We start from the raw sequence: 22587 nt of genomic DNA on the forward strand, positions 1-22587 counted from the left end.
GAGCTGAATAGCTGTTAAATGTCAATTAATGAAGACAAGATACTATTTTCGATGTTAGTATCTTGTGCGATGAGCAGACTAGTTAGTAGCGTCTAAACCAAATTTCTTGATGGCCTCGGGGCTCAGTGGCGTGAAAAAGTTAAGCAGGTTACCATCAGGATCACAAAAAAGCAATGAGCGATTGCCCCAAGGCATTGTTGTCGGCTCCTGAACGATTTTTGAATCACTATTTTTGATCCGAATATATTCATGATCTACATTTTCCACTAAAAATTCAATAATAATAGGGGCCGTGTTACCAAAGATAGCGGGGCTGTCGCTAAACATTTGCATCGTACGGGTACTTCCAATAGCTATGGTAATGGAACTGGTGGAAAGTTCGGCGAAGTCTGGTGTAAACCATTGTGCGGTGAGCCCCAGGATTTCTTCATAGAATGTGACGGATTGCTGGATGTTATTTGCAATCAGTCGAATGGATGTTAATTTCATTATGAGCTAAATTTATTGATGACAAAATTAACCGGGCTATTGACAATAGTCTGTCAATAGCCCGGTTGAAAATGCAAAAAAATTACTGATCATCGCTAGGTCAGTACGTCGTCAATAATTCCAAATTCTTTTGCTTCTGCAGCAACCATCCAGTGATCCCGGTCGCTAACATCATGTACACGTTGATAGCTTTGTCCACTATGTTTGGCAATAATATCGTACAGCTCCTTCTTTATTTTCAACACTTGATTGGCTGTAATTTCAATGTCCGATGCCTGCCCTTGAACACCGCCCAGCGGTTGATGCAACATCACCCGTGCGTGCTGCAGGGCGCTACGCTTGCCGGCGGCGCCGCCACAGAGTAATATCGCGCCAAAAGAGAGTGCCATACCGGTGCAGATTGTTGCAACATCAGGACTGATCAATTGCATCGTATCATAAATACCTAATCCGGCATAAACTTCGCCGCCTGGAGAGTTGATATACAGTTGTATATCTTTTTTGGGATCAACAGATTGAAGAAATAACAGCTGGGCTTGTACGATATTGGCGATGTTGGATTCCACGGCAGCACCCATAAAGATAATACGGTCAATCATCAATCTGGAAAATACGTCCATCTGTGATACGCGCAGTTCGCGTTCTTCGGTGATATATGGAGTCATGGCCAGCGGCATGCGTGACTGCTCGATACCGGAAATATAATGATCCACCAGATCTTTTTGGACATAACAGTGCCCTACCGCAAATTTGCGGAACTCATTTTTGTCAATCGTCATGATGTTAAGAATTTAGGATTTGCGAAATAACTTTAATATTTTTTTTCGAAAAGAGACATGTTCAGGATGTGTAAATAATGCCTGCGTTATCGCTTCAATTTCCATTTTCAATTGTTTGCGCCCAAATTGCTGAATAGCTTCATAAGCTTTTTGTTGCGCAATAACCTTGTCTGCCAATTCTTCGTCCAATACCAATCGCGCTTCAAAAAGCAACGCATCTTCTGGTTCAGCCATTCCAAAGATATATGCTTCTATCTGCTGGGTTTCATTCCATGAAGTCATCATAAACCAGTGATTTTTCTTTAACGGATTCTCTAACTTTCTCCAGGCATTTGAATTTCTGTACAGTGGCGCTCCTTACGCCCGAATAGCCATATTCATCTGCAATTTCTTGCAGGGACATTTGATCATAATAGAAGCTTTTCAAAAGTTCTAAACATTTGCGCCCGGCAATCTCCAAAAAGCGAAACAGCCTTGCGCTAGAAGGAGACTCTTCGGTTGTCAAAGCAATATCCACCTGCTCTAGGGGGAGGTTTGGGCTGGATTGACCATACCGTTTAAGCCATAGGTTTTTGGCTGTTCCGACCAAATAACCAATAGCGTTGTTTAGTGGTGTTTCTGTTAAATGTATCTTTTCATAATACACCAGTAAAGCGTCCTGAAATACATCTTTGGCTTCATCTAAATTACCGCCCATGCGACTGACATACTTAGCCACGATAGGAAATGTACTTTTATACAAGTTCATAAAGAGCACCTTCCGGTCTATTGTTCGATTTGAATTGATCAATTGTTGCATAGCAATATCATTTATAGACATGTACCAATTTAGCGAAAAGTATCACCTTTTATTTGAAAAATTAGTTAAACAAAAATGCTTCCCCAAAAAAGGAAGCATTCATTCGTTTATCTGAGTTGACTCATTCCAGTGTATGTTTCTACTGCGCAAGGCTATTTTTTAAATCCAGTTCCATCTGGATATTACATCGTTGATAAGTACTTGGAAAGCCATTAATCTTTTGAAAACCCAACTTGTGATAGAGATTGATCGCAGGTTTTAAAATGGTGTTACTTTCGAGAAACAGTTTTGAAGCCCCTAGCGTCTTTGCTTCTTCAATAATTGCTTTTCCCAAAAGATAGCCTATATTTTTGCCCTGCACGGTTGGGGAAACCACCATTTTTGCCAATTCATAGTCAAAATCGGGATGATTCATTTTGATAAGTGAACATACACCTACGGGCTTGTCATTATAAAGAGCAACCATAATTTTGCCGCCTTTTGCCAAAATATACTCCTCAGGGTTGTCAAGTGCTTTATGGTCCGCCTCTTCCAATTCAAAATAGGTGGAAATCCATTCCTCATTCAAGGACTTAAATGCCAAGCGGTAGGCTGGATTGTACGGCACAATGTTGATATCCTTACTTTCACGCATCTTCTTTTGCTCTTGCACCCGTTTCAATAAGGATTTTTGTTCTAGGAGAAATTCCCATTCCGCTAACGCTTCCCATAGATTGTGCGTAGCTTCCAGGATAATCCCATCAATGGCACGATCGATATCGATACATTGAATTTTCATTCTTTCCCATAGCATTTTTCCTTTATCACTCAATCCAACCATATTTCTCCGTTTATCCATAGAGCGAAGGTTATCTTCTAGTAGGCCCGCCTCGATCATTTCTTTAACGATTTTAGTGACCGATGGCTGGGAGTGGCCAATCTCTGTTGCTATATCAGTAATTGTCTTGGTATCACCTTCAGATAAAATAAAGAATACGGGAAACCATTTGGGTGCAAATTCAATCTGATAAAGCTCGTGTATCCGGGCGGCTTCTTCTGTGATGTTGGAAGCCATGTAGCGCAATCTGCTACCTAAGGCTATTTTTCCTGTTTTTTCAAATAGTTCCATCGTATTATAAGTAATTATATAACTAGTTATATAAATGTAGGAAAATAATTTGAATGTTTTAAAATTGAATTTTAAAATTCGACTGGAAGAAAAATATATCGTTGCTTTTTTCGTTATATTTCAATAAATTCAACACATAAAAAACCAGAACCCCTTAAAATAGACCGAAGGACATGAACGAGTTAGAAACTTATTTCCGAAATAATAATGCGAAGCTAATCAATAAATGGATGCATTATTTCGATATATACGACAGACATTTTAGTCGTTTCAAAGGCAAAGAGATCGTGGTGTTGGAAGTTGGGGTTTTTCAGGGTGGAAGTCTGCAGATGTGGAAGAACTATTTCGGTGATCGTGCAAAAATATACGGTATAGACATTAATCCGCACTGTAAGGAACTCGAAGAAGAAAATGTCGAGATCTTTATTGGTTCGCAGTCCGACCGGAAGTTTCTGCGTCAGGTAAAGGAATCTATTCCGCCTATCGATATATTGATTGATGATGGGGGCCATACGATGAAACAACAGATTGTGACATTTGAGGAGCTTTTTGATCATGTGAAAGACAGTGGTGTATACCTTTGTGAAGATTTACATACATCTTACCAGGTATTTTATGGTGGTGGCCATAAAAGGAACGGCACTTTTATTGAGTATAGTAAAAATTTTATTGATTACATCAATGCTTACCATTCCGAGCAACGCGGATTGAAGGTCAACGGATTTACGCGTTCGGTAGAGTCTCTACACTACTATGATAGCATCCTGGTGGTGGAGAAACATCGAAGGGATGAAGCGCCGATACATATGAAAACAGGGGCGGCGACAGTGAAAGATTTCAATGCGGCCCCCACAGGATTCGATGGATTAAAATGGAAGATTAAGAAACCTGCTTTAACCGTGATCAACAAGTTGCTCCGCTTTTTCCGTATTGGCGGATTTATGTGGCGCTAACAGACGGGAGCAAACAGACGGGACTAGAAACAAAAAAGGCAGATCAAATGATCTGCCTTTTGGGTAAGTAATCGGGCTCGAACCGACGACCCCTAGAACCACAATCTAGTGCTCTAACCAACTGAGCTATACCTACCGTGATTTTGATGTCACAAAAGTAGTATTATAGCTCATATGTTCCAAATGTTTTTTAAACTTTTTAACTAAACAATTGTCTATCAAAAGGTATAATTTTCAAGTATGCCCGTTCAGTGAACCTAGAGAATAATATTGAGGTAATATTTTCAGGTTAAATACCTAAATGAGCAGCTTGGTCTTTAATTTGTATAGTATAGTTTATGGGAAAATTTTTAAAATTTTTAATTATCGTAGCCATTTTGGCAGTGGGCGCTTGGTTTGTGTATCATAAATATAACAGCGGACCGACAGTGGAAAGCAAACATCAGCTGTTGGTGGACCGCATTGAAGCCATGGGAAAACTGGAATTGGTTAAATACCGCTACAGTGATGTTGTGGAGCACAAAAACGTGAACACTTTTTTACCGGATGCAAGTGTATTACTCATCGTGAAAGCAGATGCTGTAGGCTGTGTGAATCTGACGAAACTTAGTCCGGAAGATATCACGGTTTTGGGGGATTCGGTCTCCATCAAATTGCCGGCTCCTGAAATTTGTTATATCAAGATCGACCACGAGGCGTCCAAAGTCTATGATACGAAAATGGCTTTCTTGCGCGAAGCAGAGCTCGTGGATGAAGCTTATAAAGCTGCAGAAAAAGCTGTTGCTGATGATGTAAAGAAATCGGATATCCTGCAGCAGACCAAGGCCAATGCAACCACCGTTTTTAAACCGCTCTTACAGGGATTGGGATTTTCGAAAATCAATCTGACCTTCGAATAGTGCCCAAATAAAAAAGCTAGACAATGTTTACATTGTCTAGCTCTCTACAATAAATCTAATCTCCAGCCATCTCACGACGGGAGGACTTCATAATTATGCTATTATCAAGCCAAGAACAATAGCCAAGTTACATTCGTTTTATTTTTTTGTCGTTGTATCCGGCTGTGGTGTCGGCGGGATTTCTCCACGGGATTCGGCAGATGTGGTGTCGCGATATTGTATCGTCGTGGTATCGTTGGGAACGGAATCACGCATCAGTTCCTGTGATTTTTGATCATCAGTTTTAGCGCCGTTACATCCATAGGCTGCTAAGCATAATAGACTGACGGCAATTAATTTTGTTGAGTTTTTCATATTATCTATCGTTTAATGATGGCATGTCACCTGCATGCACTTAGTAGGAGAACAAAGCTCAAGTCAAAAGCGTTTCGGTTTCTAAATTTGCTATTATGATAGAAAAAGAAAATCAATCTTATTTTCTTTATTTTTTAGATAAATTCAATTGTAAGAAACTTTTTACAATTGGGTGCTGTTCCTAGAAGTACATAAGTTCATTAAACAGATAGCTATGATTCAGATAGTCCTTGTCGACGACCATCATTTGGTAAGAAGTGGTTTTCGGCTGATTTTAGAAACGCAAGATGACATTACTGTTTTGGCTGATGTTGAAAGTGCTGAAGCAGCCTTAGATGTATTAAAAATCAATCAGCGACCAGATATGATCCTTACTGATATTAATATGGGTGAAATGGGCGGAATAGCCCTCATTGATTTCGTTAAACAGAAATACCCCGATATAAAAATCCTTGCCTTGACGATGGAAAATGACAAACACATTGCCGCAGATGTATTGCGTGCTGGAGCAGATGGCTATTTAGTGAAAGATAGTAGTTGTGATGAGGTACTTTTTGGTATACGGCAGGTTGCCAAAGGAGAAAAATATATCAGTGGTTCCTTAAGTGTTTCCTGCCTTAAAGATTATAAAAACTTTGCGGACAGAGCTCCAGACCTAAACCGTGTTCTGTTAAAATATGATATTTCAGAACGCGAATTGCATGTCTTGGAACTCATCGCTCAGGGATACACCAACGGCGAAATTGCAGCGCGTATTTTTTTGAGCAAACGTACGGTAGAAGGGCACCGACAGAAACTGATCGAGAAAACGAATACAAAAAATACAGCTGGTCTTGTCAGCTTCGGTTTTCATCACATGCTCTTACATTGATTTAAACAATAAAAACAAAAAATAGAGGAATATGGCAACAAAAAATGAAAACCGCGTCGTCGGAACCGAAATGGAAAAAAAGAAAAAGGTCAAGTTAGGTGTAAACGGAGAGACACTGCGAGATGTAGGCGATAAGGATCAGGGCGATGCCGAGGCCGGAGTAGACCCGCAGGTGGATCAGTTGAACGAGATGCCCAATGATCCTACAGATAGGCCAAAAGAAAGGAAGAAATAAGAAAGACCCGCATTTAAAATTGCGGGTCTTTCTTTTAAGCTTAGTTTCTAATCACTGAAAATCTGTATCTATTTTCAGGACTAATCAGCACCTGTCCGTGAATGACATTTCTATTTTTTGCCCTGCTTCTCAATGGCTTTAGCAAGTTCATCTTTCGTCATATCGTGACGCCCAGTGATCTCCATTTTCTTTGCCATTTCCAAGAGTTCAGCTTTGGTTTTATCAGAACTTCCGTTTTGCGATCCTTTAGACGCTGAAGCACTTTTTCCTGCTGTTGTCGCTGATTTTTTTTCTTTGTTAGCGTTGCTGCTTTGCGATTGCCCTTTGGCAGTCGTATGGCTTGAACTTTTTGTTGTATTCATAATATGCTGTTTTATGTGTTATTTATATGCTGAACATGTTACAAGATCTAAAGGTTGGCCGATTTAATACGTTATTGAAACTGTACTACTACGCTTTGTTCTTTTTTTCTGTCGCAAACGCTTTGATGATGGCTTTATTAAAAGCGGGTAGATCGTCGGGCGTGCGACTTGTAATAAGTTTGTCGTCAATCACCACTTCGCTGTCTTCCCATAATGCGCCTGCATTAATCAGGTCCATTTGAATGGCTTCGACGGAGGTTATTTTTTTGTCACGAACCAGATCTGCATTAATCAGTAATTGGGGTCCATGGCAAATGGCTGCGATCGGTTTATCCCGTTCCCAGAAAGCATTGATCAATGCAATAGCCGTTTTATTCGTCCTTAATTTATCAGGATTGATGACCCCGCCTGGTAGCAGCAAGCCGTCATATCGATTCTCTTCTGCCTCCTGCAGAGCAACATCGACAGGATAGTCAGTTGACCATTCATCCCCATTTTTTGCACGTACTTTTCCTTTAGCCGGTGATATAATGTCTGTTTTGGCGCCTGCATTTTCCAGGGCTTCTCTTGGGCTAGTCAATTCAATTTCTTCAAATCCATCTGTTACTAATATCGCTATCCGCTTATTTTTTAAATTCTCCATATAACTAAATTTTGTTTATGTTCTTTCTATGCTTCAAGAGAACGGATCTAAATCCGCGAAGGTTTGAAATAATATGATGAAGGTTTGAAATAATATGATTTAGCATAGGAAAAACGCTTTGATTGATAAAAAGGAATAAATCAAACCGTATTTCCTTGGGGGTTGTCTATCCTTAAAATCGATGGTATGTTTAAGATAGCTATTTTTCGAGCCCTTCAGCTGGGCGATCTACTGTGCTCTATTCCCGCCATAAGGGCATTGAAGTCGCATTATCCCGATGCCAGACTGTACTTTATTGGTTTGCCTCATATGCGTGTATTGATGGAACGCTTTGATTGCATCGACGAATATGTGGATTTTCCCGGGCATCCGCAGCTTCCCGAAATTGCATATAATCCCGACAATCTTGAACGATTCGTCAAGCAGATGCAAGCGGAAAAATTTGACCTTCTGATTCAGATGCAGGGAGATGGAACTGTGGTGAATGATTTTTTACAGAATTTTGCGGCAAAGCGACTGGTAGGATTTCAACCAACAGCTTCAATTGACAACCCCGACTGGATGACTTATCCAGGGAAGCTTCACGAGGTGAACAGGCACTTAGCTCTTATGGAATTTCTAGGTTTAAAAATTCCAAATCGTACCATGTATTTCCCCTTATTTCCCCAGGATTGGGAGGCCTATAGGAAAATAAAAGCTGAAATAAAATATCCTTTCGTCATTATCCATGTGGGCAGTCGGGACGCCAGACGCCGCTGGCCTGTTGAAAACTTCGGATTTCTTGCAACCTTAATGCAGCAAATGGGATATCAGATTGTCCTGACTGGGGTAAGTGCTGAAGAATCTTTGGTCAATGAACTGCAGCGCATACTTGAACAACCTGTGCTTAACCTCTGTTCCAGACTTGATTTGGGTACACTTGGCTGTCTTTTGAAGGAATCGACTTTACTTGTATGCAACTGCACAGGAATTTCCCATATTGCCGCTGCCTTAGAAGCAAAAAGTGTGGTCATAAGTCTAGATGGTGAGCCCGAGCGTTGGGGACCACTCAACACGGCACTGCATACCACTTTTGACCTGACCAAACCTATCGCCATGGAGGATATTGTACGCGAAATCAGGCGCGTCCTTCCAGTGCTGTCTGTTTTTGGGAGGAATGCTTAAGTAATGAATTCAATTTATCCATGATATTTTCAACACTTAACGGTGTCATTCCAGACGATCCATTCTGCTTATCGACAAAGCTGTTAATCGTATTTTTGGAGCGCAAAGCAGGATCGACAGGGTAAAGGATAAAGTCAGCATCCTGCGACCATGGGATATGCTGTGGGTTCGTCTGAGCGTAAAGAACCAACGTTGGTTTTTGTAGCGCGCAGGCAATATGAGCAACGCCCGTGTTGACCGTGAGTACAGCATCTGCATGTGCTACGAGGAGTAGGAGATCATCAATTGTCGTCTTTCCAATAAGGTTGATCAGATTTTTCCCTACGATTTCTGAAAAACATGATCTCAGGTATTCGTTGTATTCCTTGCCAACAAGTATGACCTGAAATGCCGAATCAAGCAGCTGCCGCGTCAATTGTTGTGCGACAGTACGGGGAATTCGTCTTTTTTGCTCCGAAACATCACAATTGACAATGATCTGTTTCCCCCAACGTAAAGGAATTAAATTCGATAATTGACCTCGGGGTACAATTAGGCTCGGTAATCGATTGACTGACCGGCTGATGCCAAGCAGTCTCACCAGTTCGAGATCACGTGCTATCTGGTGCTGTACCTCAAACAGGGGTTCTTTGTCTGGTATCCAATGGGTAAGCAACGTATAGGGATTCTCGCGCATATAAGCCGCTCGTAGGGGAATTTCCGCTAGATATGCCAACATGATCGAAGCCATTGGATTTTGGCTGTATACGTTGAAGATAATACAACTATCAAATTGCCGCTTTTTAATGGTTTTAATCAATTCTTCAGTCGAAGCAACCGTGTCATGCGCGCTCAATTTCATCCAAGGGGCATCATATTGTATATAGTCATCAACGGTACCAAGGTAGGGGATAATGGGAACAGCCATTTCTGACGCAAGTAATGTGATTTTACAATTTCCATTCGCTGATTTAATTTCCTGAAGCGCTGCATTACTCATGATCAGATCGCCCATATTGTCTAAGCGAATGATCAGCATATTTTTACAATCTTTCCATGTACCCATCTTAGCTGATTTTCTTTAACAGTTGATTGTCCTTTTTTTGAACCCGCTGAATGATTTTAGTGGTCGACTGCTGATGGACATGCGGAATAAACACAAGTTGTGTCCCTAGTATTTGCAGTAGCCCTTGTTCGGCCAGTTCTTTGTTTTGGTATGCTTCACCTTTTACAAAGATATGCGGTTTAACCTTTTCGATGATCGGGATAGGGTTGTCCGATAATTCATCACCAAACGGTACAATATAATCTACAGCTCCAAGCGCCCGCAATACTTCGATTCGATCGTCAAGGGAATTGACAGGTCTTGTTGCCCCTTTTAAACGTCTGATGCTCTCGTCTGTATTGATGCCAACAATCAGAATATCGCCCTGTGCTTTAGCTGCTCCTAGGTAATGGGCATGACCGGCATGAAAAATATCGAAACAACCATTGGTGAATACGAGTTTGTTTTCCTTCCGAAGTCTATCGCATAGTACTTCAAGATGATTCAGATCGGTAATTAATTTATCATCTTTGTTCATAAGGCGCTGGGCTAATTCCGTGCAGCTACAATGTGCAGTACCATTTTTTTGTATACCGATCTGTGCTGCCTTTACACTCAGTGCTATCGCAATATCCGCATCAAGTTTATTATAGTAAGCCAAGCAAAGCACAGTCAGAAAGGTGTCGCCAGCGCCGGAGAAATTACCTTCTTTTAAAACAGGAACCCGGTAGTGCTTTGCTGAACCACCTTTTTTAGACAGGATGACACCATCCTTATCGAGCGTTAATGCCACCCAGTTCGCCTGCGATAAGGCAGCTAGACTTTCTGGCCATTTCAAGGCTTGCATTAAACGGTCATCCTCTTCTTCCTGGCTCAGGATTTTTCTTGCTTCTTCATAATTGGGCTTAATTAAGTCGGGATTTAGGCATGCATACTTGTCGTAATCTTTGCTATCTATAGCAATAATTTTTGGCTCAATCTGTTGTTCTTCGGCAAGCAGCAGGATGAGCTCATTCGTAATGTTACCTTTTCCATAATCTGCAATAAAAACAATATCGACATGTTGAAGGGCTTTTTTAACCGCTGTCAGATACTGGTTGGCCAGCGCTGCACTAAAGTGATACTTCTGACCAATATCATAACGCAGCAGACAGTGTCCATCTCTACGTAATCGCGTTTTTGTTAGTGTCTGACAACTTTCATTATAGAGCAGGCCCCCCGTGTCAATTCCCTGTCGCTGCAAATTGCGTGCTATTGTCTGTCCACTGGTATCGTCACCCAACAGACTAACGACAGACACGACAGCCCCCATATTGCTGAGGTTCGTGATCACATTCCCGGCTCCGCCAAGGCAATGTTCTACAGATTGGACATCGAGCACGGGTACGGCGATATCGGGAGCAAGCCGCTTGCATTCCCCATCCAGATAAATATCCAGCATGCAATCTCCCAAAACAAGGACCCTTGGATTGTTGAAACCATTTTCGACAAGTTTATTTAATGCTATATCTTTCATAATCTACTTTTTCTGATTTGATAAGTTGAGCCAATCCGTAAAAATCGTCTACTATAAAATCTGGTGTATATTTAGGATCAGAAATTCGCTCCTGTTTCCTTTCTTTCTGGCTTCGGTCGACCAATATGGTCCTGCAGCCTGCCGCACGGCCGGCGCCGACATCACTTAGGATATCGCCGATCATCCAGGATTTTTTTAAATCTATGTTCAGCTCCTTGGCAGCCCGGTAGAGCATGCCGGGTAAAGGCTTACGGCAGGAGCATTGCGGTTTGTCCATGACATCGCCATGTGGACAATAGTAGATACCGTCTAATTGGATGTGCTCGTAGCGGAGTAGCTCGTGCAATGCTGAAAAAGCGACATCCAAATCTTCAGCTGTAAAATAACGTCGGGCTATACCCGACTGATTGCTGATAACAATGAGCTTATAGCCCCTTTTTTGTAACCCTCTTAAAGGCTCAAAAATGTCGGAATAACAAACGATGCGTGCGGGATCAACGTTGTAGGGAACATCCTTAATCAGCGTTCCATCCTTATCCAGAAATACAGCGCTCTCCATCATGATGCGATCAATTTATTATGTATAACGAAGTGTTCATTTTTCCTACTCAGATTTGCCATCCGCTGTTCCACCAGTGCGCAGAGCTGGTGAATAATATGTAGCTGTACTTCCTGAATACGGGCCGTGTGATCGGAAGGAACTATGAGATTATGATCTCCGAATTGCGTGGCCTCGCCACCATCTTTTCCCAGCAAATTTGCACAAATCACCCCAGCTTTACTGGCTTCTTTCAATGCGTTTAGGATATTGGGCGAGTTGCCACTTGTACTTAAACAGATCAGCATATCTCCTGGTTGCCCAAGTGCCTGTACCTGTCTTGCAAATACGCTTTCGTAGCCAAAGTCGTTTGCCCATGCGGTGAGAACCGCCACATCAGCGTTAAGCGAGATCACTGGATAGCCGGGACGCTGTGGTATTTCAAATCGACCCACGAGCTCGGCAGCGAAATGCTGGCTCTCCGCGGCACTACCACCATTGCCGCAGATCATGATTTTTTTACCTTCATGCAATACAGAGACCATTTTGGACGACAGCCTGGCTATGCCAAGCGCCAAAGATTCTGCCGCTTTTTCGAAAGTCTTTGAGGAACCCAAAAAGCTCTGCCTGATCTGCGTAATTGTTTCTTTTTCGGTATCCTGAGGCAAACATTGTGCATAAAGCTGCGCAATGCTTTCGCTGACCACTTTCCACGTAAAGGATTTAACATGGCGTAGGGAATTAACAGAAAATTTCAATCGTTTACGGTCGTTATTTATCAGGTCAACAATCGCAGCAGACAATTGTTGTGGCTGTTGTGCCGCTACCAAAAGGCCGGTTTCTTCATGCCTTACCGTAAACGATATACCACCCACATCGGCACCAATTACGGGCGTACCACAGGCCATGGATTCCAGCGGAGTAATCCCGAATGGTTCGTACCATGGCGTGGTGATAAAAAGCTCACTTGCAGCGTAATAGTACCTGAGTAGATCACGGCTCTGTTGTCCCGTGAAAATGACCTTATCTTCGACTTTTAACTCGATACACAGATGATGCAGACGATCAAATTCTGCGCGGTCTTCCGCGGTCGCCAGATTTCCACCAACGACCAATAGCCGCAATTCGGGCAGCGCATGGTGCGCATGGGAAAAGGCTTCGATCACATTGTCTATTCCCTTTCGTTTCACCATGCGACCAAGTTGCAAAATGTAGGTGTATGCGGAATCAAGCCCAAGCTTTTCTTTTGCTTCGGTGCGATCTATTGGATGGAAATCGGTTGGGTTAAAACCACAGGGAATAATTTCTATTTTATCCTGTGGCGCCTGATAATGTTGAATCAAGTCCTTCAGATCGTTTGGGCATTCGGCAATGACGCGTTCGGCTGCCCAAATGATATCTTTCTCAATTTTTTCACGTATTTTCGGGAATTTGTCTGAGCCTCCTTGGTGTAAGCGGCGCACCGCACCTAGGGCATGAAAAGTAATAACAAAGGGGATATGCAATTGTTTCTTGATTTCCATGGCCACCATACCTGACAGCCAAAAATGCGCATGTACCAACTGGTAGCGCAGCTGGTTAGCGGTCATAAAATCGATTGTATGGGCGGTAAATTCCTGGATGTGTCCATAAAGCTCTTCCTTTGGGAGTATGCCTTTGGGGCCTGCGGCAATATGAATGACCCTTATATTTGGTTTCCAAAGGACAACCTCTTCTTGGCTGGGATGTTCACATCGCGTATAAATGTCTATTTGATTGCCCATCAAGGCGAGCTGCATGGCAACCTCGGCAACATAAACATTTTGGCCGCCGCTGTCTTTGCCTCCGAGGGTCGCTAAGGGTGAGGCATGATCACTAATAAAAGCTATTCTTTTTTTCATGATAGTATATATTGATGAATTTTTTCATTAATTAAATTCTCCCATTGTTGTCCAAATCGAACTATGTCGAAAAGCTCTTTTGCTTTCTGCTGTGCGTTTACACTGAGCTGCTGTGCATGTTGGGGATTATTCAGCAGCATTTTCATTTTAGCGATAAGCTCTTCGACCTCTAAGCCGATATAGCCTGTTTTTTCATTTTCAATAATGGTAGAAAGCTCTGTGGTAGCCAATCCAACAATGGGAAGACCCACCATCATAGCTTCACAGATTGCTAAGCCCAAACTTGTGTACCGTATTGGATTGAAAAAGAAACGGTAGTCTTTAATAAATTCGGGTAGGCGCGGATGGAGCACTTCACGAAGCCCATAGGGTTCGTTACCCATTCCGATGAGATCTAATGGTACCTGCTTTTGTACATACTTGAAAATATCGCTACCTAGCATGCGTCCACGGGAGGGAAGGTTGTTGATAACGACAATCCCTTTTTCCAATCGACCATTGTAAGCGACATCGTGTGTATCAACACCATGGGTGATGACACGTACATCCGGAATATTTGCCTTCCACATTAACTGGTTGAAGTGTGTCACATGCACCAGTGTAACGGCTGGATTGGCGACTGGATGAACTTCATCACAGGGATGCTGCCATGGCGGGTCGTGCTCAATATAGATACGAGGTAACTGTTGCTGCGCTTCAGACAGGATCAGATATTGATCTTCCAAGTAATTTTCATCGCATTGAAAAAGGATAAGATCTAGGTCAAGATTACGCACTTCGCCGGCAGGAACTTCAATCACATTGTCGCCAAAAGGGAAGGTTGTTCCCCGTCCGCCATAGCGAGGTCCTCTTTCGGGCGTATATGGAATATATAAGATATAGTCACCTTGGGATAAATAGTACAAGTACGATCCATGGATATGCCATGTTAATACGCGTGGTTTGTGTGTCATAAACAATTTTTAATTTCAACAATGGAAAAACGCCGTTTTTAGCGATTCAATTTCGCAGAAGGAAACGCGCTTTTAACCTTTGCTTAATGAACGGCTGCGGTAACGACTTGGTTGGATGGACTAATACCCAATCGTATGTTGGAAGTACTTCGCCTAACGTATTAAGCTCATTAATTCATTTTAAGGGAACTAACATCCTGGAGCAGCTGTTACATGAGAAAAGGCTATGGATCTCAGACCGGTACATCATCTCGAAACACAAGATATTGACAAAAGCCTCCGAATGGTCATCATAGACGGTGTATGTTCAGAAGTTGTTGTCTGTTTGAGCAGCGGTGTTATTTTGGTCGGAGCAGGTTTGTTGATGGGAGCAAGTAACTTTCAGCTGGGACTGTTGGCGGCCTTTCCAACCTTATGTAATCTTGCCCAGCTGTTGACCATTCTTGTCATGCAGATTTACCCGAATCGGAAAGTAATAACCGTATTCGCTGTATTTCTTGCAAAAATGCCTTTGGTCGTGGTTGGGCTTTTAATGTGGCGGGAAGTCGATTTCTCTTTTACGACCTTGCTCAGTTTTATGTTCATCCATTACCTTCTCAGCGCGATAGGTGGCGCAGGCTGGAATTCCTGGATTAAAGACCTCGTTCCTGAGGAACGTTTGGGTACTTATTTTTCCAAGCGCACGGGCATCATGCAATTGACGAATATTACAGTTAGCATCATTGTCGCAGCGTTAGTTGACTATTATACCAATCATGCCGTTATGCAACTACCAAAGCTGTACGGCATATACTTTTTAATCGCAGGGGCTATAGGAGCAGTTGGTGCCTTTTTTTTGGTACAGGCCAAAGAGCCCAAACAACAGATGTCTGGGGGACATTTGGGAAGTTTGTTGCTACAGCCGCTTAAAAATAAAAATTTTAAAAATTTATTGATCTTCAATGCGGCTTGGTTGTTGGCGATTAATTTAGCGATACCCTTTTTTACGGTCTTTATGTTAAAAACATTGGGGCTTTCGATGAAAATAGTCATCCTGCTTACTGTTGTCAGTCAGATAGCCAGTGTCCTGGGCCTACGCTTATGGGGAAACCTTTCGGATCGTTATAGTAACAAAAGTATTATCTACCTGACAGCACCCATTTACATTTGTTGCATTTTATTATGGATATTTGTCGGAATCTATTCGCGTGCATTGCCCAATTTACTTTTACTCCTATTTCTGCATATCATGACGGGAATCTCCACCGGAGGCATTAATCTCGCCCTCACAAACATTGGCCTGAAACTCGCTCCCAAGACAGATGCAATTGTCTATATAACCGTAAAAAATATGGTCGCTTCGTTTTTTACAGCCTTGGGGCCTATTATAGGAGGATTGTTAGTTGATTATTTTGCAACTCGCGAGCTTCAGATCAGCATCTCCTGGAAAAGTCCCAACCTCCAGACTATCGCCAAACTGATCTATCTGCATGAATGGAATTTTCTATTCCTTATTGCCGCACTTCTGGCATTTATATCGCTCCGTTGGCTGGGAAAGGTACAGGAAAATGGCGAAGTAAGTCCACAGCTTGTCAAACGTATTATGAAAAAACGTTTTCGTGCCGGATTGAAAGAAAGCCTACTTGTGGGGAATATTATCACGCTTCATACCCAACTCAAGCAGATTGTTAAACGAAAAGTCATCGCATCAGATAAAGCAATTTCGGATGAGAAAAAATAATGCTAAATGTCAATGAGTGCAAAGCCGGCCTCACTTCCATGCTGGGCCATTAAAACGGGCACTGCCACATTGTAAATTGGTATTCCGGTGGGGGACAGGGCCTTGAATTTTCCGGCATGCGCATGTCCGTGGAAGGCAGCACTTACTTTACGTCGTTGCAAAGGTTCCATTAAATGCGTTGACCCTAAAAAAGGATAAATCTGTTCGGGTTCACCTAAAACAGTTTCAGCAATGGGCGCGTAATGCAGTAAGGCGACTTTTTTTATGTCTGCATGTTCTTGTTCGAGGCGCGCCAAAGCTCGATCTAAAAGCAACGATTCGTTTACAGCTTCCTGCACAAAACTTTTCATGGCATCTTCACCAAACATTGATAACATATAACGGTCAAAACCACCGCCAAAGCCCTTTACGCCAGCAAAACCAATATTTTCGATCACGATAGCTTCACCATCCAAGACCGTAATTTTACTGTCTGTCAAAATTTGGCGAATCTGCTTTTGCCGTCCTTTCTCATAGTCGTGATTTCCCAATACGGCGATGACTGGAACCTTAATGGATTGGAGCTCAGCAACAAGTAATTCTGCTTCTTCTTCATCCCCCGTATCCGTTAGATCACCGCAAAGTAAAAGGACTTTAGCCTTTTCCGAAATCTCCTCAAATTTGGTTTTCCATTTTCCGTGCTGGTTTGCATTCATATGTATATCGCCCAATGCGGCTATGGTTGTCTTCTTGTTCATATTAAACAGTTTTTATTGTGTATGACTTATAATCCCATTCTTTAATATCAATTTCATATTGCGTTTGATCTATTAAAGGTCCCAGACAAACTTTCTCCAGGCAAGGAGGCAATTCATATTGATCCGCTGCGCGTTTAATGAGCTCATCAAATAAGTCTTTTGGGAGAATATCGCGATAGTCATGCGGATAAGTAAACTGAAAGATGATCATTTGAGCCAGCAAGAGGTGCCAATGTTGATCCATTCGCATTAATAAATGGTTCCAGTCCAAGCTTTTTCCATATTTTAGCCAAATATGGTTAATATCGGCGCTGTCATGCCGCTCTCTGTTTTGTACGTATAGCTTACACCATACTAGCTCTTCTGCTGGTATATAACGCACATCAACATCAAAAAGAGTACCTTCAGGTGCTCTGTCAAACCAATCCTGCTCAACAGTGCAATTGTGATTAACACTATCGAAAATAATATCAATGAAGTAGGGGTCTTTGTAAATCTTGGCGAGCCATCGCACATCTGTCAATTCGGTCTCATAACCATTAGCGGCAAGGTGTTTAAGAATTTTTGGGTATTCGCTGCTTTTGCAAAAGATATCCATATCCTTGATAGGCCGTATGATCCCCGTGTAGTGAAACATGGCTAGACCACCGCCCACCATAAATTGAGCTCCGCTATCCTGGAGCAGCCGCAATGTATCCTGAAAGAAGGCGAGACAATCTTCAGGTGGATTATCTAAATGAATCATATCGTTTGCTTTTCTTAAAGACAGTCAATTAAATGCAGTAGTTTGTTGACTGTCGATGAAAACGTATTATCCGCCTGTTGAATAGGTAAAAGTACTCAATTTGAAAAATGAGGGAACAGGGAAAGCTCCTACCGATGTTCTGAGATAAAGTAGGCTATTTTGAAGTAAATAAAGAGCACATTGCTTCATGATGAAGGTGGGCGCATAACAACGATCTAAACGGTATAAAAATATGGACAGTTTTTTTGGCTCTGGTGAAGACCTGACGATGATACAAATGGGGGCGCGTGCGTTTATGATGTTTATCATTGCACTTTTTTTGGTTCGATTGGGCGGAATTCGAATTCTTGGACGAAAGTCCGGAGTGGATTTCGTCATCATTATTATGCTAGGTGCGGTATTAGCGCGGGGAATAGTTGGCGCTTCGCCATTTCTGTCAACCGTGTTTGCCGGCTTCGTGATGATTATTGTCAATAAAATCCTAGCCCAGGTATCGGCCAGGCTTCCCTATTTGGGTAATATGGTGAAAGGTAAGCCCGCTGTTTTATACAAGAACGGTAAAATCCAATGGGATCAGATGGACCGGTTGGGGGTAAGCCGTACTGATCTACTGACGAGCTTGCGGTTAGAGACAAATAGTAAGCACCTCGATGAAGTGGATATGGCTTTGATGGAGCCGAATGGGCGAATAAGTTTTATACTCAAGGAAAAGTTATAAATACTTAATAGTTAAGTCGTTATTGAATTTATGTGTACTTAATAATAAAATAAATCCTGCTATGGAAAACAAGAAAAATTATTTTTTTTTTTATCGTAATGGCCTAAGCCTGGTGTTTGCAGCGCTGTTTGTCTTTTCCCTAAGCATGCAATGTTTTACGGGTTGGAAAGTACATAATGAAGAGTTGCTGGAGGCCAATCGTGCACCACTGGACATCATTGATTATTTGCGCACAGGACATTTTACATCGGCAACTTTTGAAAATTTCGAGAGTGAATTTCTTCAGATGGCGATGTATGTGATTCTGACGGTAGGATTACGCCAATGGGGCTCTGCTGAATCAAAAAAAATAGGGGAAACAGAAGAGGTAGACCGCGAACCGCAGCCCGGCCCAAATACCCCTTATCCTGTTAGAAAAGGTGGCTGGCTGTTGAAATTATATAGTTCATCGCTATTCATTTGCTTTGCGCTACTTTTTTTGGGGAGTTGGGTTATGCACTTTTATGGAAGCTGGAGACAGCACAACACCGAACAGCGGCTTGAAGGTTTACCGGTAGATGACGCATGGACGTACCTCATTATGCCTCAATTTTGGTTTGAAACTTTCCAGAACTGGCAAAGTGAATTTTTGTCTGTTTTGGCCATTGTTGTATTCACCATTTTCCTACGTCAAAAAGGATCACCTGAATCAAAGCCCGTTGATGCTCCACATAGCGAAACGGGGAAGGGGTAACGAATAATAATAAAAGGTAAAAACTATGATTAAATATTTGTATTTGGCCATCGCATTCGCAGCTGTGGCAGCAACATCTTGCGATAATAGAACCAAAAGTAGCGAAAAGGAACAGAAAGTAGATACAACAGTCAACCAGAATGGTCTACCATTAGACAATATTCACCGTAGCCGTGGAAAAGATACGACTAAAAATAAGGCTGGGACCGCACAGGAAGCTGTACCATTGGACAATTTGGATCGAACTAAAGCTGAGGATTGAACAGGCAGCGTTGAGTAACATGAACACCTGTTTGTAGACGTTTGACCTGTTGCGTACTTCTACGATAGGGAGATATTTTTACTTAAATGCGAACTAAAGAGAACCATTGTTTTTTTTGCACTGTTCACTTTTCGAATAATTTCATACTTAAACTCAAAACATATGAAAAAGATTAGTTTATTGATATTGGCAATCCTTGGACTATGGGGATGCGGCAATAGCAGCAATAAAGGCAATCAGGCAAACGGCAGCTATGATTCCTCCAATACACCCGATGATGGGCAGGTTGGTGTTGGTATAAATGACTCGCTTGGCCGGGACAGCACCGATTCTTTGCAGCGGCAACCTTCTCCGGCTAAACCCGATTAAACATAAATGAGGATATTTAAAACGTAATTAGGGGTATGCAAAAGATAACGGGCTCAATAATTTGCGCCATGCTAAGGCTAAGCTTGGTCATCCAGCTTAGCCTATTTTGTTCTACGATGCACGCTCAAGAGGTCGATTCCGTTGAGCGATCGAAGGATTCGGTCAGTATTCTTGATTCGTTGCCGAGTAATCCACTGGCCTCGGCGAGAAACTTTTTGGAACAATGGCGTGAGCAGGTTGATCGTTATTATACTGGATTGGACAGCGTAAAGCGAGGAGTCGCCTGGCAGCGGCCGGATGATGGTCGGCTCGTGCCCAGTCAAGTACAGCAGTATATCAGCCTGGTTAAACCCGCTGTGCATGATCTACAGGGAAAAGTTACGGTGTTGCGCAAGCAAACGGTACCCCAAGACTCCACGGCCAACTCATGGCGGGCGGTGCAAGATAGTGCCGCAACACTAGAACGTGATATTGAATCGCTCCTGTTGGACATGCAAGACCTTGGCGACAAGGCCGAGCAGCAGCAGAATGTGACTCAGGCAGCGCAAGAAGGAACCTTTTGGTATCACTGGAAAAGTATAATACAAAAGAACCTGGAGCAGGATGGACTATCGCAGCGTTACTACGATAGTGCGTGGGATGGTCGTTTCCTCCTTATCCTACTGAGCCTTATTTATTTTTATTGGCTTTATCAGATGCGCAGACGTGCCATAGGGGCCGAAGAGACATTGCCCTTACATCGCAATCAACCGTGGTGGATTCCTGTCCTCAAGTTTGCGGTCTTTTTCCTTATTCTCCTGCCACTGACTTCCCTTAGAATCCCCGTGATCGTGCTCGAATTGAGCTATCTGCTTATTTTCGGCTTTCTATATCTTTTGATTCGCCCGGAGTTATCCAATCAGCATCTGAAGATGATGCAGTATGTATTTTTTTATTATCTATTGGTACTTGCCAGCAATCTAGTGCTGGATACAGGTTGGATGTCGCGAATTATTGTCATGTTGATCAATTTATCGGGTATTTGCCTGCTTTGGCACCTCGGGCGGAAGGTCGACGGAAAAATACCTTTTGATTATCTGCGCCCCTTTTCACGATGGTTACTGCTAATTATCAGTATGGCAGCCATTATATTTAATCTGTTTGGTTTTCTAAATCTGGCCCGTACATGCAGCATCGCAGCAGCTGTAGGGTTATTGCAAGCACTCTCCCTACATGCATTCCGCGACATGCTTTCTCATGATTTACTCAATTCTTATGAAAATTCGAAAGAAGACCGTTTTATAAATCGCTTTGATAAGCAGAAGATGCTTGCCGCACTCCATCGTATTATTGGCCTATTTGCTAGTATATTGGTCATTATTATCTGGGCCAACACCTTGCATATCACAAGTGAAATTCGTCGACTTGGGGATCGCTTGTTAAATAATACCCACACCATTGGTGGTGTTAATTATACGTATGGCGATGTGCTTTTAGCATTTGCAGTCATATGGACAGCAAATTGGATACAAAAAAATTTAAAAGACCTTCTTGATCAGCCCGACGCGAAAAAAAATCAGCATCGAACAGCCTTATTACCACTCGTTCGTGTTGTCATTTTTATTGTTGGCTTCCTCATAGGAATACGTATTCTGGGGTTGGGAGTTGACAAGCTGACCGTCATTGTTGGCGCATTAAGTGTGGGGATAGGTTTAGGCCTGCAGAATATTATCAACAATTTTGTTTCAGGTGTGATTTTGGTATTTGAACGTCCGTTTAAAGTGGGAGATTATGTGGAACTTGCAGATAAAAAAGGGCAGGTCATGCAGGTGGGTATCCGATCGAGCACCTTATTAACAGACCAAGGGGCCCAAGTTATTATACCAAATGGGGATCTCCTTTCCGGTCGCCTGGTCAACTGGACGTTTGAAGAATCGGATATCCGTCTGAATCTTCAGTTGACCATCGTTACGGGACGCAGCATCGAAGATTGGAAAAAGTGGTTGGAAGATACCATTACTAGCTTTAAGGAGATCGACAGAAGCCTGCCCATGAAAATTTTAACAAAGGATATTACAGCCGATGCCTATATCGTATCAATTCAGGTGGGTATACAAAACGTGCAGCACATCGAACGTTTTAGGAGTAAGTTTCTTGAGCAAGTTAAAGCCGAAGCCGCACTTCATGATTCAAAAGTGACTTCGGCCTAAACAAAATTATGTACTCTCCGAACGGTAATAGATCCAGCCTTGCAATTGTTCTAATTGATTTGGTATTTTCAGATCTACGAGGGTATTCATTCCGAGTTCTTGGGATAATTTTCCGAATGCATCTAGTTCATGGACAGGGTAGAATATCGCGTGTTCATTGGGCATGTCCACATTTCCCTGTAAAAAACGGTAACCCTCGGCGTGTAGATTATCGATAAAGGTGTCGGTAACAGCAGCTAGGTAATGCATCATTTTATTAATCCAGATAAGTTCATCTTTAACCCGCATCGGGTAGTGTTCATGCACAAAATCGAGGATCAGTTGTTCGCCCTCCATATCCCAGCCGTCGCGAATCATCGCTAACCCCATGGAGCGCACCTCTTCCTGATAAAAATCGCGACCATAGCTCATTTTTATTTCGCCTGCAATGGGGCTTTCTTCAATTTTGGCACGCAGCGCCATTTGCCTATTAAGAAGTTCGTGTATGTAGTCGAATGTCTGTTCCATGTGATGTATGAAATAGCGAAGGACAGAGCCGTAATGGCTT

Annotated in this window: 27 protein-coding genes and 1 tRNA gene; 11 read left to right on the plus strand and 17 right to left on the minus strand. The window is 42.4% G+C overall.

The window, feature by feature from the left end:
- Positions 1-78: 78 nt before the first annotated feature.
- From AAH582_RS11425 to AAH582_RS11445, 5 genes are all read right to left on the minus strand, one after another.
- Complete coding sequence (locus tag AAH582_RS11425) at positions 79-489, minus strand: VOC family protein (RefSeq protein ID WP_046676301.1); 411 nt, start codon at positions 487-489, stop codon at positions 79-81.
- 95 nt (positions 490-584) lie between these two features.
- Positions 585-1268: an ATP-dependent Clp protease proteolytic subunit gene (locus AAH582_RS11430; protein ID WP_201639237.1), complete on the minus strand. Its 684-nt coding sequence runs from the start codon at positions 1266-1268 to the stop codon at positions 585-587.
- A 12-nt stretch (positions 1269-1280) separates the two neighbouring features.
- Positions 1281-1553: a hypothetical protein gene (locus AAH582_RS11435; RefSeq protein WP_343322212.1), complete on the minus strand. Its 273-nt coding sequence runs from the start codon at positions 1551-1553 to the stop codon at positions 1281-1283.
- Positions 1534-2067 (minus strand): RNA polymerase sigma factor, encoded by a 534-nt coding sequence (locus AAH582_RS11440; protein ID WP_343322213.1) that lies wholly within the window; start codon positions 2065-2067, stop codon positions 1534-1536. Before AAH582_RS11440 ends, AAH582_RS11435 begins: the two co-directional genes overlap by 20 nt.
- 139 nt (positions 2068-2206) lie before the next feature.
- Positions 2207-3175, minus strand: a complete 969-nt coding sequence (locus AAH582_RS11445) for a bifunctional helix-turn-helix transcriptional regulator/GNAT family N-acetyltransferase (RefSeq protein WP_343322214.1) — start codon at positions 3173-3175, stop codon at positions 2207-2209.
- Positions 3176-3348: 173 nt separating this feature from the next.
- On the opposite strand from AAH582_RS11445, the gene AAH582_RS11450 reads away from it, so the two are divergent.
- Positions 3349-4128: a class I SAM-dependent methyltransferase gene (locus AAH582_RS11450; protein WP_084823323.1), complete on the plus strand. Its 780-nt coding sequence runs from the start codon at positions 3349-3351 to the stop codon at positions 4126-4128.
- Positions 4129-4190: 62 nt separating this feature from the next.
- Here AAH582_RS11450 and AAH582_RS11455 read toward each other — a convergent pair.
- Positions 4191-4264: transfer RNA gene (locus tag AAH582_RS11455), tRNA-His, on the minus strand.
- Between the two features lie 202 nt (positions 4265-4466).
- Between AAH582_RS11455 and AAH582_RS11460 the strand changes: the two genes are divergently transcribed.
- Complete coding sequence (locus AAH582_RS11460; RefSeq protein WP_046676305.1) at positions 4467-5027, plus strand: DUF4230 domain-containing protein; 561 nt, start codon at positions 4467-4469, stop codon at positions 5025-5027.
- 138 nt (positions 5028-5165) lie between these two features.
- Here AAH582_RS11460 and AAH582_RS11465 read toward each other — a convergent pair whose 3' ends face one another.
- Entirely contained in the window at positions 5166-5381 is a 216-nt protein-coding gene (locus AAH582_RS11465; RefSeq protein ID WP_046676306.1) for a hypothetical protein, read from the minus strand.
- A gap of 214 nt (positions 5382-5595) precedes the next feature.
- Here AAH582_RS11465 and AAH582_RS11470 point away from each other — a divergent pair, with 214 nt between their 5' ends.
- Entirely contained in the window at positions 5596-6252 is a 657-nt protein-coding gene (locus AAH582_RS11470; protein WP_343322215.1) for a response regulator transcription factor, read from the plus strand.
- Between the two features lie 31 nt (positions 6253-6283).
- A complete protein-coding gene (locus tag AAH582_RS11475; RefSeq protein WP_070564431.1) occupies positions 6284-6487 on the plus strand; it encodes a hypothetical protein in 204 nt (67 codons plus the stop codon).
- Positions 6488-6597: 110 nt separating this feature from the next.
- Here the strand turns inward: AAH582_RS11475 and AAH582_RS11480 are convergent, their stop codons facing one another.
- Both AAH582_RS11480 and AAH582_RS11485 read right to left on the minus strand, forming a co-directional pair.
- Entirely contained in the window at positions 6598-6849 is a 252-nt protein-coding gene (locus tag AAH582_RS11480; RefSeq protein ID WP_343322216.1) for a Rho termination factor N-terminal domain-containing protein, read from the minus strand.
- Between the two features lie 88 nt (positions 6850-6937).
- Complete coding sequence (locus AAH582_RS11485) at positions 6938-7492, minus strand: type 1 glutamine amidotransferase domain-containing protein (protein ID WP_343322217.1); 555 nt, start codon at positions 7490-7492, stop codon at positions 6938-6940.
- 186 nt (positions 7493-7678) lie between these two features.
- Here AAH582_RS11485 and AAH582_RS11490 point away from each other — a divergent pair, with 186 nt between their 5' ends.
- Positions 7679-8656, plus strand: a complete 978-nt coding sequence (locus AAH582_RS11490) for a glycosyltransferase family 9 protein (protein WP_343322218.1) — start codon at positions 7679-7681, stop codon at positions 8654-8656.
- Here the strand turns inward: AAH582_RS11490 and AAH582_RS11495 are convergent.
- From AAH582_RS11495 to AAH582_RS11515, 5 genes are read right to left on the minus strand one after another with little or no spacing between them, the layout of a single operon-like run.
- Positions 8610-9701, minus strand: a complete 1092-nt coding sequence (locus AAH582_RS11495) for a glycosyltransferase family 9 protein (protein ID WP_343322219.1) — start codon at positions 9699-9701, stop codon at positions 8610-8612. The genes AAH582_RS11490 and AAH582_RS11495 overlap by 47 nt on opposite strands.
- Position 9702: 1 nt before the next feature.
- Positions 9703-11196 (minus strand): PfkB family carbohydrate kinase, encoded by a 1494-nt coding sequence (locus tag AAH582_RS11500; RefSeq protein WP_343322220.1) that lies wholly within the window; start codon positions 11194-11196, stop codon positions 9703-9705.
- On the minus strand, positions 11174-11758 hold the full coding sequence (locus AAH582_RS11505) for a D-glycero-alpha-D-manno-heptose-1,7-bisphosphate 7-phosphatase (RefSeq protein WP_343322221.1): 585 nt from the start codon (positions 11756-11758) through the stop codon (positions 11174-11176). Before AAH582_RS11505 ends, AAH582_RS11500 begins: the two co-directional genes overlap by 23 nt.
- A complete protein-coding gene (locus AAH582_RS11510; RefSeq protein WP_343322222.1) occupies positions 11755-13614 on the minus strand; it encodes a glycosyltransferase in 1860 nt (619 codons plus the stop codon). The genes AAH582_RS11505 and AAH582_RS11510 overlap by 4 nt, the downstream gene beginning before the upstream one ends.
- The gene (locus AAH582_RS11515) at positions 13611-14567 is read right to left on the minus strand and encodes a glycosyltransferase (RefSeq protein ID WP_343322223.1); all 957 of its coding nucleotides are present in this window, start codon (positions 14565-14567) and stop codon (positions 13611-13613) included. Before AAH582_RS11515 ends, AAH582_RS11510 begins: the two co-directional genes overlap by 4 nt.
- Before the next feature lie 226 nt (positions 14568-14793).
- On the opposite strand from AAH582_RS11515, the gene AAH582_RS11520 reads away from it, so the two are divergent.
- Positions 14794-16287: an MFS transporter gene (locus tag AAH582_RS11520; RefSeq protein ID WP_343322224.1), complete on the plus strand. Its 1494-nt coding sequence runs from the start codon at positions 14794-14796 to the stop codon at positions 16285-16287.
- A 2-nt stretch (positions 16288-16289) separates the two neighbouring features.
- Here AAH582_RS11520 and AAH582_RS11525 read toward each other — a convergent pair whose 3' ends face one another.
- Both AAH582_RS11525 and AAH582_RS11530 read right to left on the minus strand, forming a co-directional pair.
- Positions 16290-17024: a metallophosphoesterase family protein gene (locus tag AAH582_RS11525; protein WP_046676315.1), complete on the minus strand. Its 735-nt coding sequence runs from the start codon at positions 17022-17024 to the stop codon at positions 16290-16292.
- A gap of 1 nt (position 17025) precedes the next feature.
- Complete coding sequence (locus AAH582_RS11530) at positions 17026-17769, minus strand: nucleotidyltransferase domain-containing protein (RefSeq protein WP_343322225.1); 744 nt, start codon at positions 17767-17769, stop codon at positions 17026-17028.
- A gap of 232 nt (positions 17770-18001) precedes the next feature.
- On the opposite strand from AAH582_RS11530, the gene AAH582_RS11535 reads away from it, so the two are divergent.
- The 5 genes from AAH582_RS11535 to AAH582_RS11555 all read left to right on the plus strand — a co-directional run bounded on the left by AAH582_RS11535 (position 18002) and on the right by AAH582_RS11555 (position 22040).
- Positions 18002-18487 carry a DUF421 domain-containing protein gene (locus tag AAH582_RS11535; RefSeq protein ID WP_343322226.1) on the plus strand — a complete coding sequence of 162 codons (486 nt, stop codon included), beginning with the start codon at positions 18002-18004 and terminating at the stop codon, positions 18485-18487.
- Between the two features lie 61 nt (positions 18488-18548).
- On the plus strand, positions 18549-19220 hold the full coding sequence (locus AAH582_RS11540; RefSeq protein WP_343322227.1) for a DUF6766 family protein: 672 nt from the start codon (positions 18549-18551) through the stop codon (positions 19218-19220).
- 25 nt (positions 19221-19245) lie between these two features.
- Entirely contained in the window at positions 19246-19482 is a 237-nt protein-coding gene (locus AAH582_RS11545; RefSeq protein WP_070564390.1) for a hypothetical protein, read from the plus strand.
- Between the two features lie 162 nt (positions 19483-19644).
- Entirely contained in the window at positions 19645-19851 is a 207-nt protein-coding gene (locus tag AAH582_RS11550; RefSeq protein WP_046676320.1) for a hypothetical protein, read from the plus strand.
- Positions 19852-19919: 68 nt separating this feature from the next.
- Entirely contained in the window at positions 19920-22040 is a 2121-nt protein-coding gene (locus AAH582_RS11555; protein ID WP_343322228.1) for a mechanosensitive ion channel family protein, read from the plus strand.
- Between the two features lie 6 nt (positions 22041-22046).
- On the opposite strand, the gene AAH582_RS11560 is transcribed toward AAH582_RS11555, so the two are convergent.
- On the minus strand, positions 22047-22547 hold the full coding sequence (locus tag AAH582_RS11560) for a hypothetical protein (RefSeq protein WP_343322229.1): 501 nt from the start codon (positions 22545-22547) through the stop codon (positions 22047-22049).
- Positions 22548-22587: the final 40 nt, after the last annotated feature.

Source organism: Sphingobacterium multivorum, from assembly GCF_039511225.1.
Classification (GTDB): Bacteria; Bacteroidota; Bacteroidia; order Sphingobacteriales; family Sphingobacteriaceae; genus Sphingobacterium.

Coding starts and splice junctions, on each gene's coding strand:
- AAH582_RS11425 (WP_046676301.1), bottom strand. CDS start 489: ATGAAATTAACATCCATTCGACTGATTGCAAATAACATCCAGCAATCC.
- AAH582_RS11430 (WP_201639237.1), bottom strand. CDS start 1,268: ATGACGATTGACAAAAATGAGTTCCGCAAATTTGCGGTAGGGCACTGT.
- AAH582_RS11435 (WP_343322212.1), bottom strand. CDS start 1,553: ATGATGACTTCATGGAATGAAACCCAGCAGATAGAAGCATATATCTTT.
- AAH582_RS11440 (WP_343322213.1), bottom strand. CDS start 2,067: ATGCAACAATTGATCAATTCAAATCGAACAATAGACCGGAAGGTGCTC.
- AAH582_RS11445 (WP_343322214.1), bottom strand. CDS start 3,175: ATGGAACTATTTGAAAAAACAGGAAAAATAGCCTTAGGTAGCAGATTG.
- AAH582_RS11450 (WP_084823323.1), top strand. CDS start 3,349: ATGAACGAGTTAGAAACTTATTTCCGAAATAATAATGCGAAGCTAATC.
- AAH582_RS11460 (WP_046676305.1), top strand. CDS start 4,467: ATGGGAAAATTTTTAAAATTTTTAATTATCGTAGCCATTTTGGCAGTG.
- AAH582_RS11465 (WP_046676306.1), bottom strand. CDS start 5,381: ATGAAAAACTCAACAAAATTAATTGCCGTCAGTCTATTATGCTTAGCA.
- AAH582_RS11470 (WP_343322215.1), top strand. CDS start 5,596: ATGATTCAGATAGTCCTTGTCGACGACCATCATTTGGTAAGAAGTGGT.
- AAH582_RS11475 (WP_070564431.1), top strand. CDS start 6,284: ATGGCAACAAAAAATGAAAACCGCGTCGTCGGAACCGAAATGGAAAAA.
- AAH582_RS11480 (WP_343322216.1), bottom strand. CDS start 6,849: ATGAATACAACAAAAAGTTCAAGCCATACGACTGCCAAAGGGCAATCG.
- AAH582_RS11485 (WP_343322217.1), bottom strand. CDS start 7,492: ATGGAGAATTTAAAAAATAAGCGGATAGCGATATTAGTAACAGATGGA.
- AAH582_RS11490 (WP_343322218.1), top strand. CDS start 7,679: ATGTTTAAGATAGCTATTTTTCGAGCCCTTCAGCTGGGCGATCTACTG.
- AAH582_RS11495 (WP_343322219.1), bottom strand. CDS start 9,701: ATGGGTACATGGAAAGATTGTAAAAATATGCTGATCATTCGCTTAGAC.
- AAH582_RS11500 (WP_343322220.1), bottom strand. CDS start 11,196: ATGAAAGATATAGCATTAAATAAACTTGTCGAAAATGGTTTCAACAAT.
- AAH582_RS11505 (WP_343322221.1), bottom strand. CDS start 11,758: ATGATGGAGAGCGCTGTATTTCTGGATAAGGATGGAACGCTGATTAAG.
- AAH582_RS11510 (WP_343322222.1), bottom strand. CDS start 13,614: ATGAAAAAAAGAATAGCTTTTATTAGTGATCATGCCTCACCCTTAGCG.
- AAH582_RS11515 (WP_343322223.1), bottom strand. CDS start 14,567: ATGACACACAAACCACGCGTATTAACATGGCATATCCATGGATCGTAC.
- AAH582_RS11520 (WP_343322224.1), top strand. CDS start 14,794: ATGGATCTCAGACCGGTACATCATCTCGAAACACAAGATATTGACAAA.
- AAH582_RS11525 (WP_046676315.1), bottom strand. CDS start 17,024: ATGAACAAGAAGACAACCATAGCCGCATTGGGCGATATACATATGAAT.
- AAH582_RS11530 (WP_343322225.1), bottom strand. CDS start 17,769: ATGATTCATTTAGATAATCCACCTGAAGATTGTCTCGCCTTCTTTCAG.
- AAH582_RS11535 (WP_343322226.1), top strand. CDS start 18,002: ATGGACAGTTTTTTTGGCTCTGGTGAAGACCTGACGATGATACAAATG.
- AAH582_RS11540 (WP_343322227.1), top strand. CDS start 18,549: ATGGAAAACAAGAAAAATTATTTTTTTTTTTATCGTAATGGCCTAAGC.
- AAH582_RS11545 (WP_070564390.1), top strand. CDS start 19,246: ATGATTAAATATTTGTATTTGGCCATCGCATTCGCAGCTGTGGCAGCA.
- AAH582_RS11550 (WP_046676320.1), top strand. CDS start 19,645: ATGAAAAAGATTAGTTTATTGATATTGGCAATCCTTGGACTATGGGGA.
- AAH582_RS11555 (WP_343322228.1), top strand. CDS start 19,920: ATGCTAAGGCTAAGCTTGGTCATCCAGCTTAGCCTATTTTGTTCTACG.
- AAH582_RS11560 (WP_343322229.1), bottom strand. CDS start 22,547: ATGGAACAGACATTCGACTACATACACGAACTTCTTAATAGGCAAATG.